Source organism: Bifidobacterium tibiigranuli (assembly GCF_009371885.1).
In the GTDB taxonomy this organism is placed as follows: Bacteria; Actinomycetota; Actinomycetes; order Actinomycetales; family Bifidobacteriaceae; genus Bifidobacterium; species Bifidobacterium tibiigranuli.
This window is the reverse complement of sequence record NZ_QLZA01000004.1, coordinates 75890-89434: the sequence shown is the minus strand read 5'-3', so window position 1 is coordinate 89434 and position 13545 is coordinate 75890. Positions and strand designations below refer to the sequence as shown.

Sequence of the window (13545 nt, the reverse complement as noted above, 5' to 3'; positions counted from 1 at the left end):
GGACATATGGCCGAAATCTCTTGCCGCTGTAGGCATCCGAGAGTGTGAAGCACTATATCTAGTGGCCGATACCCCGACACGCCACTAGACATGGTGTTTATTTCTAAATCACATCCATGTAATCTATCTACCCAGACACACTTACATCAGTCAACCGGAGGAAAGCCATGACCGTCACCGTCTTCACCAAGTATCGCTGCCCGCAGTGCGAGGCCACCAAGCGCCAGCTCACCAAGCAGGGCATCGACTTCGAGGTCGTCGATCTGGCCGAGAACCCCTCCACGCTTGAGCAGCTGCAGCAGGCCGGCTTCCGCCAGGCCCCGATCGTCATCACCCCCGACGCCTCGTGGAGCGGATACCGCCCCGACCTCATCAAGCAGCTCACCAAAGCCAGTGTTCCTTCAATGAGTGTACTGGCATGAGCGAATCGCAGACCGACGCACTGAGCGCACCGTTGTACAAGGCGGAAGGAGCGGCGATCGGAGCGGTCGTCTTCTTCTCCTCTGCCTCGGAAAACACCGCGCGCTTCGTCGCCAACTGCGATTTTCAAGACGAGGGCATCAACGTCTACCGCATCCCGCTGCGTCCCAAGGACCCAGCGCTTAACGTGCGCGAACCCTATGTCCTCATCGTGCCGACGTATGGCGGCGGCAGCGCCCACAAGGCCGTGCCGACCCAAGTCAAGCAGTTCCTCAACAATCCAGATAACCGGCAGTACATCCGCGGGGTCATCGCCTCAGGCAACTCCAACTTCGGCGAGGCCTACTGCATCGCCGGCGACATCGTCTCCGCGAAGTGCAAGGTGCCGCTCATGTATCGCTTCGAGCTCATGGGCACCCCGGAAGACCAGACAGTAGTGCGCCAAGGGCTGCTCGACTTCTACACGAAAGAGCGAGAGCCAGCAGCAGCGACCGCCTGAGACCCGAGATCCTGAAGGCCGTTTCGGTCGATTGACCGATGAGACTGGTTGGCTGATAAAACTGAATATGGACTGGCGAAGTCCTTATATATAGAGATATAGAGCATATACAGACTGTATATAAATCGTTTTCGCAGAACGTGCAGGACTGCGGGTGCCACGCAGAACCCATCGCCCGCAGTCAACCTGAAAGTCGCCACGAACCCATTTCTCCCAACGCATATCGCCGCAAGCGCCATACGATAACACCACAATCACACCTAATCACACGCATAACACGCATAACACCACACCGGAGGACAGCCCCATGGCAATCACCGACAGCACCGCGCTGGTCATGGACAACACCAGCGACACCGCGGATCAATACGACCCCGCGCACGACTTCCACTCGCTTAACGCCATGCTCAACCTGTACGACGCGAACGGCAACATCCAGTTCGACAAGGACAAGCAGGCCGAGCGCGTCTACATGACCGGCCATGTCGCCGAGAATACCGTGAAGTTCGGCTCCACCGCCGAGCGGCTCGCATATCTCATCGATAACCAGTACTACGACAAGGCCGTTTTCGACCAGTACAGCCCCGAATTCCTGGACTCCTTCTACGACCGCATCGAGTCCGAAGGCTTCGAATTCGATACCTTCCTCGGCGCGTTCAAGTTCTACACGTCCTACGCGCTCAAAAGCTTCGACGGCAAGCAGTACCTCGAGGACTTTCCGCAGCGCTCCGCCGCAGTGGCTCTGGAACTGGCCTCCGGCGACGAAAACCTCGCCGTCAAGTACGCCGATGAGATCATCTCCGGCCGCTTCCAGCCCGCCACGCCGACCTTCCTGAACCTCGGCAAGGCGCAGCGCGGCGAGCCGGTGAGCTGCTTCCTCGTACGCATCGAAGACAATATGGAATCGATTTCGCGCGGCATCAACGCGGCCCTGCAGCTCTCCAAGCGCGGCGGCGGCGTGGCGCTGCTGCTGAGCAACCTGCGCGAGCTCGGCGCGCCGATCAAGCACATCGAAAACCAGTCCAGCGGTGTTATTCCGGTGATGAAACTGCTCGAAGACTCCTTCTCCTACGCCAATCAGCTGGGCGCACGCCAAGGCGCCGGCGCGGTGTACCTCAACGCGCATCACCCTGATATTCTGCGCTTCCTCGATACCAAGCGCGAGAACGCCGACGAGAAGATCCGCATCAAGTCGCTTTCACTGGGCGTCGTCATCCCCGACGTCACCTTCGAGCTGGCCAAGCGCAAGGCCCCGATGGCCCTGTTCAGCCCCTACGACGTCGAGCGCGTCTACGGCAAGCCCTTCGCGGACATCTCCGTGACCGAGCATTACGACGAGATGGTGGCTGACGACCGCATCCGCAAGACCTACATCGACGCGCGCGAGTTCTTCATGACCATCGCCGAGATCCAGTTCGAATCCGGCTACCCTTACATCCTCTTCGAGGACACCGTGAACCGCGCCAACCCCATCGAAGGCCGCATCACGATGAGCAACCTGTGCTCCGAGATCCTGCAGGTCCAGGAGCCCAGCGTGCTGAACGAAGACCTCACGTACGCGCACGTCGGCCGCGACATCTCGTGCAACCTCGGCTCGCTCAACATCGCCAAGGCGATGGACGGCGGACTGACCGGCACCGTTTCGACCGCCATCCGCGCGCTGAACGCCGTCTCTGAACACACGCAGATGAACAGCGTGCCTTCCATTCGCCGCGGCAATGACGAAGGCCACGCCATCGGTCTGGGCGAGATGAACCTGCACGGCTTCCTCGCCCGCGAGCACATCCATTACGGTTCCGAAGAGGGCTTGGACTTCACCGACATGTACTTCATGACAGTGGCATTCAACGCCTACAAGACCTCGCACGAGCTCGCCGTCGAACGCGGCCACGCCTTCAAGAGCTTCCCGACCAGCGACTACGCGAAGCCGGCCGGCCAAGGCAACTACTTCGACAAATACACCGACGGCCGCCGCTCCCTCGAACCGCGCACCCAGCGCGTCAAGGAGCTCTTCGAACACTTCGCAGTGCACATCCCGACCGTGCAGGACTGGGGGGAACTGCGCGACGCGATTCTTCGCGACGGCATCTACAACCAGAACATGCAGGCCGTGCCGCCGACCGGGTCGATCTCGTACATCAACCATTCCACGAGCTCGATCCACCCGATCGCCTCGAAGATCGAGATTCGCAAGGAAGGCAAGATCGGGCGCGTTTACTACCCCGCGCCGTACATGACCAACGACAACCTCGAATACTTCAAGGACGCCTACGAAATCGGCTGGAAGCCCATCGTCGACACCTACGCCGAAGCCACGCAGCACGTCGATCAGGGCTTGTCCTTGACGCTCTTCTTCCCCGACACCGTCACCACGCGCGACCTGAACAAGGCCCAGATCTACGCATGGCGCAAAGGCATCAAAACCCTGTACTACATCCGCATCCGGCAGCAGGCGCTAGAAGGCACCGAAGTCCAAGGCTGCGTCAGCTGCATGCTGTGATAAGCCGAAGACTATCTGAGAACATATGAGAGGAGTCAGTGATGACTGACAATACGAAGAACGAGACGCTTGAGGCTACGTCTACTGTGGATCCGATGGAGCGGTTCCCGCGGCTGACGTACCATCCGGTGACGCGCGTTCAGGCGATCAACTGGAACAAGATCATCGATCCCAAGGATAAAGAGGTCTGGGATCGGCTGACGGGCAACTTCTGGCTGCCTGAGAAGGTGCCGCTGAGCAACGATATCCCTTCGTGGAGCACGCTGAGTGACGACGAGCAGACGCTCACCATGCGCGTGTTCACCGGGCTGACGCTGCTCGACACCATTCAGGGCGTGGCGGGCGCGCCGAGGCTGATTCAGGATGCCATCACTCCACATGAGAAGGCCGTGTTCTGCAATATCACCTTCATGGAGGAGGTGCACGCCAAGTCGTATTCCTCGATTTTTGAGACGCTGTGCTCCTCGAAGCAGGTGGACGAGGCCTTCGACTGGTCCGAGCTGAACCCGAATCTGCAGAAGAAGGCGCAGATCGTGCTCGACTACTACAACGGCGATGACCCGCTCAAGGTGAAGATCGTCTCGGTGCTGCTCGAATCCTTCCTGTTCTATTCGGGCTTCTTCCTGCCCTTCTGGCTCTCCGCGCACGCGAAGCTCACCAACACGGCGGATATTATTCGCTTGATTCTGCGCGACGAGGCCGTGCATGGCTACTACATCGGCTACAAGTACCAGATCGGGCTTGAAAACTTGAGCCAGGAGCGCCGCGACGAGCTGCAGGACTACACGTACGAGCTGCTGCAGGATCTCTACGATAACGAGGTCGAGTACACCGAAGACCTGTACAAGGGCGTCGGCTTGGTCGACAAGGTGCTGGCCTTCGTACGCTACAACGGCAACAAGGCGCTCATGAACCTCGGCTACCCCGCGCTGTTCACCGCCGAGGACACGCAGGTCGACCCAGCCATCCTGACGTCCCTGAGCCCCAATGCCGACGAGAACCACGATTTCTTCTCCGGCTCCGGTTCGTCCTACGTCATGGGCACTGCCGTCGAAACCGACGACGATGATTGGGACTTCTAGGAATTCCTAGTTCCCCGGGGTGGCCATAACCGGCCACGCGAGCTGTCGAGAGGCCCGAAACCGCATGTTTCTGCGGTTCCGGGCCTTCTGCTGTTATATAGGAACGGCCTTATTGGAGGGTAACGACGCCGCGCCGCCGGTCAGCTGTCAAGCTGCCCGGCGGCGCGGCGCGTAGTGGATTGAATCAGGTTAGGACTGTCCGGCGAGGACCGGCGTCACGAAGCCTGCGCAACATCGGACGCTGCCGGCCTGTCCTCGCCGAGAGCGTCATCCATGTCCTCCAGTGTGCGACCTTTGGTCTCGGTAAGGAACTTCGCCACGAAGAGCAATGAGATGAGCGCGAAACCGGTGTAGATGCCGTAGGCGAGACCGAGGGAGATATCTTTGAGACCGGGGAAGGTGACGGTCACAATCCAGTTCGCCACCCACTGCCCGGCGGCCGCCAGGGACAGCGCGGCACCGCGGATCCGGTTCGGGAACATCTCGCCGAGCAGCACCCAGATCACCGGGCCCCAGGACATGCCGAAAGCGATCACGAAGACGTTGGCGGCGACCAGGGCAATCGGTCCCGAGGCTCCGTGGAGGACTGGGGCCAGCTGCCCGGTGGCGTCGGGAACCATAGAGGCCGTGCCGAAGCAGACTGCCAGCACAGCCAGAGAGATCGTCATGCCGACCGAGCCGATCATCAGCAGGAGTTTGCGCCCGATCCGATCGACCAGCAGGATCGCCACGATGGTTGTCGCGATGTTGACGATCGAGGTGATGACCGAGATGGTGAACGCCGACGAGGTGTTGAAGCCGACCGCCATCCACAGGGTGTTCGAGTAGTAGAAGATGACATTGATGCCGACGAACTGCTGCAGCATCGAGGCGATGAGGCCGATCCACACGATCGGGTAGATCTTGCCGGTGCGCGAATTCTTCAGATCCCGCCAGGAGGGCTTGGTCTCGCCGGCGAGACTGCCCTGAATGCGGTTGATGGTGATCTCGAGGTTCTTCTCGCCAAGCAGCAGGGTGAGCACCTTGCGGGCCTCCGGAATGCGGTGGGCGGCCACCAGATAACGCGGCGATTCGGGAATCGTGAAGGCCAGAGCGCCGTAGATGATTGCCGGGACGGCAAGCACCAGGAACATCCAGCGCCAGGCCTCCAGCCCGAACCAGAGCATGCCGTCAGGCTGACCAGTCGAGGTGGCATGGACCAGCAGGGCGTCGACCAGCAGGGAGAGGAAGATTCCGGTGACGATGGCGAGCTGCTGCAGGGAACCGAGCCGGCCGCGAATCTGCGGCGGCGAAACCTCGGCGATATAGGCAGGGGCGATGACCGATGCGAAACCGACGCCGGCCCCGCCGATAATACGGAAGACGATGAATATCACGAGTCCGGCGGTGGTCTCGGGGGCCAGCACACAACCGATGGCACTGAGGATGAAGAGCAGGGCTGCGATCTTCATCACCATCAGTCGGCCAACCCGGTCAGCGACGCGCCCGGCGGTCATCGCGCCGATCGCAGCGCCGATGAGCGCCGCGGCGACGGCAAAGCCGAGGGCTCCCGCGCCGATGTGCCAGACTTCACCGATGGCCGAGACCGCGCCGTTGATGACGGCGGAGTCGTAGCCGAAGAGCAGACCGCCGAGAGCGGCGACCGAGGCGATTCGGATGACTCCCCTGGAATCGCCTCCGGAGAGGTCAGGGGTGACTGCTGTGTGTTGACTCATAAGAGATGCGTCCTCCTTTGGACTTGGGCCGGCACTGGCTCGACACCGTCGCCGGATGCACCACTACGTTGTTGGTCCACCGTTCGCCTGCGTCAAAATGTACAGTTTCCTGAGAATAGCCTAAGGGTGATACATCCTGCTCAGGCGGTCAGCTGCTGGACCCGTGGAGGCGCCACGGCGGGACCCGCACTACTGCAACCCCCGTTGGCGTAGTGCGATCGAAACGCACACTGTGCATGGTAGCTTTCTAGCATAGGAACGTTGGAATCCCAACGATTATCCTTCATGACGATATAACACGAAATGTGCGTTTTCTGCGCACTATGCAAAGTCGGACCGCCATAGTGCGCATCGATCTGATGATGTGACTGAATGCGAAGCGCACATCTTGTCCATTAACATGTAAGGCCCCCGAACCTCAGCAGTTCGGGGGCCTTACGGCATTAACAGGGGATGGAATCAGAAACCATCGTAAGCATCATCCAATGTCTTTGAAGATTTTCGCAACAGCGTCATCGAAAGGCGTTGACAGCACATTCGGGGTGCCGGAACCCGTTCGGCGAGAGGTTACGCCGAACACCTGCCCTCGATTGGCGTCAGTACGGGAAATCAACCACGGGGCTCCGCTGGCGCCGCCTCCCATACCGCACTCCATGCGCATGTCGCTGCTCCACTGAAAACGCCTATACGTTTTGCCCTCGCAGTAGTGCGGGATACGGCCGGTATACGGCGGATCGGTCGGCCAGCCCCAAATGCGAACATTGTTCTGCCGCTGTCCATAGTTATACGAGAGGCCATTGCCGCCCACCGTATTCACCAGCGATCGGCCATTGCGATTGTGGACAGTAAAGAAGGCCTGGTCTCTGCTGTTATCTGAATTGTTAATCCATTCCTTGAATGTTATCGCATTGTTCCAGTTCCACAGGCCGTATCTGGACACTCCATTGTAATACGCCGGGGCAAAGGCTATGTTGGTATGCCATCCCTGATGCGCGCCGTCATGCACGCAATGCGCTGCGGTCGAGACCACGCTTTTGTTCGGGCTATTGATCGCAGAGCCCGAGCACACATAGTTCGAACCTCGATATGTGTAAAACACTTTTCCTACGTTCGTTGGGACGTTCGCGCCCGAGCTGGACTATTGATCCGATTCAAGTGGCGCGGATGGCTGCGTTACGTCTTTTCCTTGCATGATTTCGCCCGAAGAACCGTTGTTATTATCGTTGCCATTATTGCCATTGTTACGATCAACGGAGCTTTTTTGCTCGTCTTCGGTAATCGCGTCATCAGCCGGGATGGCATTGCGCGTTTTCTCTTCGGTCCAATAGCCCGCAGGGTCGATTCCCTGCTGCCCTGAACGGATGTTTGGCAACGGCGGCGCCTGCGCAGTCACGGCCATATCGTCAGTTGATTGATTGGGCAACGGCTGCGAATGGGCGAACGGCGAAATCAGCGCCAGCACAATGGCAGTGACGAAGAAACTGACTCCGGCACCGAGTATTCTGCGTTTTGAGCATAGCGTACGCATTAAAAACTCCCTTGTTTTTGTTGTGTAGTGAGTAGATTTTGTTATGTAATGGATATATTTTTGTTGTGTAATAGATATTTTTCTGTTGTGTAATTGATAATTTTTGTTATGTAGCGGATGATTTCCGCTACGAAATTATGCTACGGTACGACAAATCAAGATACAAGGGTCGATTGCGCACGCTTCGCTCTACGAAGCTTCGAAGATCGACTCGGCTCCCCCGGTGCGCAGAAGATCGGAAGCGCGTCATTCAGCGAGTCAGCGATCATGCTCTTCCCTTTTTCAACTGCTCAATAACCCCTTTACACATCGTTGTGCATTCTTCGTGAAGAATCGAGACAATCGGTTGGCTTTATACAGAGAATGACGCAGCAGCTATGGCGCGTTGGGTTATACACAGCCGGGTTATCCACACTGTGCTATCCGCGACACGCCGACGGTGTGGATAAGTCCGAGCGTTCGACCACATAACCCTGTTCCGCTTGCATGGTCGCGAACCCGGCCGATAGCGTAGGTAGCAGCAATCACCTATGCTGGAAGGCATACGAAAGGAACCCGGCCATGAACATGCTCATCAACAGCATCCCCACCATCGCGGCATTGCTCGCTGTCAGCGCGGCTCTGGCCAGACTCGTCCTAACCGGCAACCGAAGACTGGGCCAACGCATCGACGGAGTCGAAGACAGTCTCAATAAGCGTATCGACAGCGTCGAGACCAATCTCGGCAAACGCATCGATGAAAACAGCAGTGACATTCGAGCCCTAGACGCTAAACTCAGCAGCGAGATTCAGGCCACGAATGCGAAACTCAGCAATGAGCTCATCGCCATCAATCACCGTTTCGATGTCGTCAACCAGCGTTTCGACTCTGTCAACCGCCATTTCGATGTCGTCAACCAGCACCTAGACTCTGTTAATCAGCGCATCGACAAGGCCTTCAACCTCACCATCCAGTGACGCTTCACCATTGCGAAGTCTGCCTCGGCTTCATGGCGAGAAGACAATCGTTAGGATGCTGTCATGACAGAATTCGATGACCAAGGATGCAAGATCTGTAGGCAGTAGTGGCTGTCCGGCTCGCATCCGCAGGAATTGTTTAGCTGCGCGCCGGAGCATGCGACTTTCTATCAGTGCGATGCGTGCGGAGCATACTGGGAAGAGACGGAAAGGTACGCCGCGCAGGTCACTCGGGATCGCGTCCGCAAATGCCAGACCCTACTTGAGGTGCTGCGGGCGCGTACCTAAGTACCATGCCGCTCCGGCGATGATGTGCATCGGCGCAAGCCACAGGCCGGATGCGCCGCCTACGATGGTGAGCGGCGCAATCGCCGTAAGCGCTGCCACGATGCCTCCAGCCACCGGAGCAATCCTGCCGGCCCAACGCCAGTAAGGCAGTAACAGCCAGACGATCAGCCCGGCAAGCACAATCGGGACAAGGGATGCGACAATCGGCTCGTAGGCACCCATGGGCTTGCCGAAGGTCGTAATGGTGGTGCCGGTTGCGCCTGAGAGGAAGAACACGACGAAGTTGGCGATGGCCGCAATAACCGCTGCGGCAATGAGCCGGAACAGACCGAATGAGCGCTTCGGTGTCGGGGAATTCGCGGGCGTAATGCTTGCTGTCATGGTAGGTTCCTTCCGTCGCCTGATGTATGTTCACATTCAGCGGTATCTCATACAACAGTGCTTGATCCAACAGTGCCTGATTCAACAGTGCTTGATCCAACAGAGTTCAATTCAACGTTGCTTATTTCAACAGTGCCTATTTCAGCAGTGCTTATTTCAACAGTGCTGAATTCGCCAATACCCGATTCTGCAATGCCAAACTCAACATACTCAATATTATATAAGTCAAAACTTGACTAATCAACTATTTATGCTTCGCGTAATATCGAAGCATGGTAATTGCGCAACGCACGGGAGACACTCCAACACCTCAGGAATCGCGCGAGCTGGCTCGACTCGTCGTACAGGCGGCAACGAACGCCCGGCAGGGATTCGCCAAATCGGCGCACGGCTTCGGCATCCCCATCACGCTGTGCCGCGCGCTCCTGCTGCTTGATGAGCCGCGCTCGATGCGCCACATCGCCGAACAGCTTGGCTGCGACCCCTCGTACGTCACGTCACTGGCTGATCAGCTTGCCGAATATGGCCTCGCCACGCGCACAACAGGGAGCGATCGCCGGGTCAAACTCATCGCCGCCACAGATGCCGGCGCAGCCTTGCGCACGAAACTAGCGGCAGCCATCTCCGGCGATGCAGCGTTCGGCCACCAGCTCACCGCCAAGCAGCGAGCGCAGTTGAAAGACCTGCTGACGCTCCTGCTTGAGCCATAAGCTTGCGGCTTTCCCGCGCACTTCTTCCCAACGCGGGTCATTCACGATGCCAAAGAAGGCTGCTCAGTCCAAGCTCCCGAGTTTACGCAGCTGTTGTCATTCGGCACGACGCGAGCGCCGTCTGATGACATGATCGATCGTGATGACGACGGCGACGAGGAATCCAACAGCCGCAGCAGTGCCCAAAACAACATTCATCCCGTACCGGCTGGCGGCAGTCAGCAGCGGTTCGAGCAACGCAACCATATGGCTAGGGAAGTCACGGAGCGGCTGGGTTCCGGCACCGGAGGCGACGGCGGCAGTCAGGTTCGTGGCATCGAGGCCCGCAGGAATCGGCGTATGGACGAAGAGGGCAGTCAGTCGAGCCGTGGCAGCATGCGCGAAAATAGTGCCGAAGGCGGCGACTCCTACAGATGCGCCGATTTGACGCATAGTGTTGACGACGCCTGCCGACACTCCCGCTTGGTCTGGTTCGGCGGCGTCGAGGGCGATGCGGGACAGGCTCACGCTGCCGATGCCCATTCCCAGTCCAGCCAGCGCGAAAGCCGGAATGGTGACCAGCGGTGCCATATTCCGGCCCCGCAAGCAACAGACACCCGATCCCGGCCGACGTGGCTGCAAGCGAAGCGATCATCTGGGCAGTGAGGGGAATGGATGCGAAGGGCTTCCTGCCGCCCAAAATTCCGGCAAGGAAGGCGGCGAGACTCAGGGATAGAAACCTCAGTCCGGCTGCCATCGGCGACTCGCCGAGAACGTTCTGGAAGTAGAGGGCGACGATCGCGGACGCCCCGACCAGCAGGCCATTGCTCACAAAGGCGGTGACGGACGCCCCGATAAATTGGGGTTGCCTTATGAGTTGGCGGGGTATGAGCGGTGCAGAACGCCGGGTTTCAATGACGATGAGGGCTGCGAACCCTCCCGCCGAGACAATGAGCGAGGCGAGCACCTGCGGGGAATCCCAACGTTCCATATTCGCTTCGATAAGCCCGAAGATAAGCGCGGCCAGGCTCAGCCCAAGCAGGATTGCGCCAGGAATATCGAGCGGAGCTTTGACGCCGGCACGACTGCCTGCGAGCCGAATCAGCGCAAGAATCAGGCAGGCGATGCCAATGGGAACATTGATGACGAAGATGGCCCGCCAGCCGAACATGTCCGTGAGGCCGCCGCCGACCAGCGGCCCGATTGCGGTGGCCAACCCGATGGATGCGCCGAACAGCCCGACAGCACGGTTCAGCTCGGCACCGGTGAACGTGCGACGCAGCATGGGCAGCCCGATGCCCAGCAGCAGCGCACCGCCGATTCCTTGTACGGCACGGGCGGCGATAAGCATGCCGACGCTGGGTGCCAGGCTGCATGCCAAGGAACCGAGAGTGAATACGACCAGTCCGGCGCGGAACAATCGCGTCTGCCCATAGCGGTCGCCAGCCGCGCCAGCCAGCAGGAGGAAGGTTCCCAAGGTGAGCAGGTAGGCGTCGACGACCCATTGGAGCTGGCCTAGAGAGGCATGCAGGCTCGATTGCAAATCGGCTAAGGCCAGATTCACCACGGTCGTGTCGAGCAGGAGCATGAACGTCGAGATGCACACGACCGCGAGGACGGCCCTCGGACTCGGTCGGGCACCCTTGGTGTGAGACCTATCAAGATAAGTAGACATATGTCTAGTTTATAATGATGATGTGACCATTGCAACGAATCAAAGCCCTCATCGCACGGACACCCCGGACGCCCCAGACAGCGCGCATCGCGTGCGCAACCGGCGGGGCGAGGGCTGGCGGCTGCGAGAGGACTTGCTCGATGCGGCCGACGGCCTGCTGGATGAAGGCATATCCCCCGACGTGATATCCCTGCGCCAGGTGGCCCGCAGGGCCGGAGTCTCCCCGATGGCTCCCTACAAGCACTTCGCAAACAGCCAAGCCCTGCTCGGGGAAGTGCTCACCCACCGGTTCGAGCGTTTCTCCGCCGCGCTGTGCGACGGGATAGCAACAGAGCATCTCACGCCGTCGAAGGCCCGCAGCCAGCTGGAGACGCTCGCCGCACGCTACGTGGAGCAAGGACTGTCGAATCTCGTGGCCTACCATGCCATGTTCGACAGCTCCCTAGTGGCCTCCGAGCGGGACGACTTGCCCGGAGTGGGGCTGTTCGCGACGGCCGTAGCGCTCATTTCCGCCTGTCCTGCGCCGTTGGAGCCGCACGCCGCTGCGCGAATGTTCTGGTGCGGCCTGCACGGCATCGTCTGCCTGCCCGGGCGGGCGGCGCTGGTCGGATGGGATACCGATGCGGAACTCATCGCCGATCTGGTGACCTTGGTTGCTGGTCCAGCTAGCTGATTGCCTGCGAACCGACCGCATCACAGGGGCTTCTTGCGTCCGAAGCCCTCGCCCGCGCCCCGTGGGCCTCAAGCCGGTCAAGCCGCGCGGTGTCCTGCTTGGTAAGCATGACATCGAGGGCCGCAAGATTGGCCCGCAGATGCCGCGGGCTCGACGTTCCCGGAATCGGCACCACGTCATGCCCCTTGTTCAGCAGCCATGCCAGCGCGACCTGCGCTGGCGTGCAGCTATGGGCATCCGCGACGTTGCGGACGACTTCTACCATATCGAGATTGCGCTGCAGATTCTTTCCCCGCCACCGAGGTAGGAATCTACGCACATCCAGCAACGACAGCCGCGTTGTCGACCCCGGATCGCCGGTCAGCATGCCTCTTCCCAGCGGACTATAAGCCACGACGGCCAGCCCGAGACGGCGAGCGGCCTGCAATGGCCCGGATTCGACATCCCGGCTGAACAGCGACCACTCCGACTGCAACGCCGCAAGCCGGTGCACCGCATTGGCCCGCTCCAGCAGCTCCGCAGTTACTTCGCACACGCCCAGTTCGCGCACGCTGCCCTCGCTCACCAGCTCCGCCATCGCGCCAATCGTCTCCTCGATTGGCACCGACGGATCCACCCGATGCAGGTACAGCAAGTCGATACGATCGGTCCCAAGCCGGCGCAGCGAACCCTCCACGCACTTGCGCACCCGCTCCGGACGCGCATTCAGCCCCACCGGAATCCCCACGCCGGGCAGCGCCACAATCCCCAGCTTCGTGGCAATCGTCACCTCGTCGCGATGCCCGCCCAACGCCCGCCCCAGCAGCCGTTCGTTGGCACCCACCCCGTACATGTCCGCCGTGTCGAACAGCGTGACACCCGCATCAAGCGCCGCATGCACCGTCTCCACTGCAGACTGCGGGCTAGGCCGGCCATACGTCATCGTCAACGGCATGCAACCCAAGCCGACGCGGGACACGCGCAACGATCCCATTTCAACAGTCTCAAGCATCCCGACCTCCTACGACTCGCCGCGGCCCCGTTCTGCGCCGACCCGAGCTGAGCCGAGCCATAAATCACAGGCCGCGCAGGCCGCAAGCCGCAGAACGGGGCAGTCTCTCTAATAAGTAGACATGTGTCTAGTATACATCGAAATCTA

At 59.7% G+C, this 13545-nt stretch carries 13 protein-coding genes and 2 pseudogenes; 8 read left to right on the top strand and 7 right to left on the bottom strand.

Annotated elements, in window-relative coordinates:
• Positions 1-167: 167 nt before the first annotated feature.
• The 4 genes from nrdH to nrdF all read left to right on the top strand — a co-directional run bounded on the left by nrdH (position 168) and on the right by nrdF (position 4501).
• Entirely contained in the window at positions 168-422 is a 255-nt protein-coding gene (nrdH, locus tag DDF78_RS04505; RefSeq protein WP_152580559.1) for a glutaredoxin-like protein NrdH, read from the top strand.
• Positions 419-919 carry a class Ib ribonucleoside-diphosphate reductase assembly flavoprotein NrdI gene (gene nrdI, locus DDF78_RS04500; protein ID WP_152580558.1) on the top strand — a complete coding sequence of 167 codons (501 nt, stop codon included), beginning with the start codon at positions 419-421 and terminating at the stop codon, positions 917-919. Before nrdH ends, nrdI begins: the two co-directional genes overlap by 4 nt.
• Before the next feature lie 307 nt (positions 920-1226).
• Positions 1227-3419, top strand: a complete 2193-nt coding sequence (gene nrdE, locus DDF78_RS04495) for a class 1b ribonucleoside-diphosphate reductase subunit alpha (RefSeq protein WP_162000695.1) — start codon at positions 1227-1229, stop codon at positions 3417-3419.
• A gap of 95 nt (positions 3420-3514) precedes the next feature.
• Positions 3515-4501: a class 1b ribonucleoside-diphosphate reductase subunit beta gene (gene nrdF, locus DDF78_RS04490; protein ID WP_152580652.1), complete on the top strand. Its 987-nt coding sequence runs from the start codon at positions 3515-3517 to the stop codon at positions 4499-4501.
• Between the two features lie 215 nt (positions 4502-4716).
• On the opposite strand, the gene DDF78_RS04485 is transcribed toward nrdF, so the two are convergent.
• The 3 genes from DDF78_RS04485 to DDF78_RS11950 all read right to left on the bottom strand — a co-directional run bounded on the left by DDF78_RS04485 (position 4717) and on the right by DDF78_RS11950 (position 7678).
• A complete protein-coding gene (locus DDF78_RS04485) occupies positions 4717-6216 on the bottom strand; it encodes a sugar porter family MFS transporter (RefSeq protein WP_152580557.1) in 1500 nt (499 codons plus the stop codon).
• A gap of 478 nt (positions 6217-6694) precedes the next feature.
• Positions 6695-7246 (bottom strand): trypsin-like serine peptidase, encoded by a 552-nt coding sequence (locus DDF78_RS04480; protein WP_152580556.1) that lies wholly within the window; start codon positions 7244-7246, stop codon positions 6695-6697.
• A 108-nt stretch (positions 7247-7354) separates the two neighbouring features.
• Entirely contained in the window at positions 7355-7678 is a 324-nt protein-coding gene (locus tag DDF78_RS11950) for a hypothetical protein (protein WP_152580555.1), read from the bottom strand.
• A 627-nt stretch (positions 7679-8305) separates the two neighbouring features.
• Between DDF78_RS11950 and DDF78_RS04470 the strand changes: the two genes are divergently transcribed.
• Positions 8306-8701, top strand: a complete 396-nt coding sequence (locus DDF78_RS04470) for a hypothetical protein (RefSeq protein WP_152580554.1) — start codon at positions 8306-8308, stop codon at positions 8699-8701.
• A 258-nt stretch (positions 8702-8959) separates the two neighbouring features.
• Here DDF78_RS04470 and DDF78_RS04465 read toward each other — a convergent pair whose 3' ends face one another.
• Entirely contained in the window at positions 8960-9370 is a 411-nt protein-coding gene (locus DDF78_RS04465) for a DUF6069 family protein (RefSeq protein ID WP_152580553.1), read from the bottom strand.
• Between the two features lie 113 nt (positions 9371-9483).
• On the opposite strand from DDF78_RS04465, the pseudogene DDF78_RS12285 reads away from it, so the two are divergent.
• Positions 9484-9594, top strand: a pseudogene (locus tag DDF78_RS12285) (pentapeptide repeat-containing protein); the annotation flags it as partial.
• 48 nt (positions 9595-9642) lie between these two features.
• Entirely contained in the window at positions 9643-10080 is a 438-nt protein-coding gene (locus DDF78_RS04460; protein WP_152580552.1) for a MarR family winged helix-turn-helix transcriptional regulator, read from the top strand.
• Positions 10081-10176: 96 nt separating this feature from the next.
• On the opposite strand, the gene DDF78_RS12095 is transcribed toward DDF78_RS04460, so the two are convergent.
• Complete coding sequence (locus DDF78_RS12095) at positions 10177-10650, bottom strand: MFS transporter (protein WP_237564545.1); 474 nt, start codon at positions 10648-10650, stop codon at positions 10177-10179.
• A 70-nt stretch (positions 10651-10720) separates the two neighbouring features.
• A pseudogene (locus DDF78_RS12280) lies at positions 10721-11647 on the bottom strand (MFS transporter); the annotation flags it as partial.
• A gap of 109 nt (positions 11648-11756) precedes the next feature.
• On the opposite strand from DDF78_RS12280, the gene DDF78_RS04450 reads away from it, so the two are divergent.
• Positions 11757-12407 (top strand): TetR/AcrR family transcriptional regulator, encoded by a 651-nt coding sequence (locus tag DDF78_RS04450; RefSeq protein WP_162000694.1) that lies wholly within the window; start codon positions 11757-11759, stop codon positions 12405-12407.
• Here the strand turns inward: DDF78_RS04450 and DDF78_RS04445 are convergent.
• Complete coding sequence (locus DDF78_RS04445) at positions 12400-13398, bottom strand: aldo/keto reductase (RefSeq protein WP_202613202.1); 999 nt, start codon at positions 13396-13398, stop codon at positions 12400-12402. The two genes, DDF78_RS04450 and DDF78_RS04445, sit on opposite strands and share 8 nt — an antisense overlap.
• Positions 13399-13545: the final 147 nt, after the last annotated feature.

Bases quoted from the DNA above. Each gene is read 5' to 3' on its own strand.
- nrdF (WP_152580652.1), top strand. From the start codon at position 3,515: ATGGAGCGGTTCCCGCGGCTGACGTACCATCCGGTGACGCGCGTTCAG.
- DDF78_RS04470 (WP_152580554.1), top strand. From the start codon at position 8,306: ATGAACATGCTCATCAACAGCATCCCCACCATCGCGGCATTGCTCGCT.
- nrdE (WP_162000695.1), top strand. From the start codon at position 1,227: ATGGCAATCACCGACAGCACCGCGCTGGTCATGGACAACACCAGCGAC.
- DDF78_RS04460 (WP_152580552.1), top strand. From the start codon at position 9,643: ATGGTAATTGCGCAACGCACGGGAGACACTCCAACACCTCAGGAATCG.
- nrdH (WP_152580559.1), top strand. From the start codon at position 168: ATGACCGTCACCGTCTTCACCAAGTATCGCTGCCCGCAGTGCGAGGCC.
- DDF78_RS04465 (WP_152580553.1), bottom strand. From the start codon at position 9,370: ATGACAGCAAGCATTACGCCCGCGAATTCCCCGACACCGAAGCGCTCA.
- DDF78_RS04485 (WP_152580557.1), bottom strand. From the start codon at position 6,216: ATGAGTCAACACACAGCAGTCACCCCTGACCTCTCCGGAGGCGATTCC.
- DDF78_RS12095 (WP_237564545.1), bottom strand. From the start codon at position 10,650: ATGGCACCGCTGGTCACCATTCCGGCTTTCGCGCTGGCTGGACTGGGA.
- DDF78_RS04445 (WP_202613202.1), bottom strand. From the start codon at position 13,398: ATGCTTGAGACTGTTGAAATGGGATCGTTGCGCGTGTCCCGCGTCGGC.
- nrdI (WP_152580558.1), top strand. From the start codon at position 419: ATGAGCGAATCGCAGACCGACGCACTGAGCGCACCGTTGTACAAGGCG.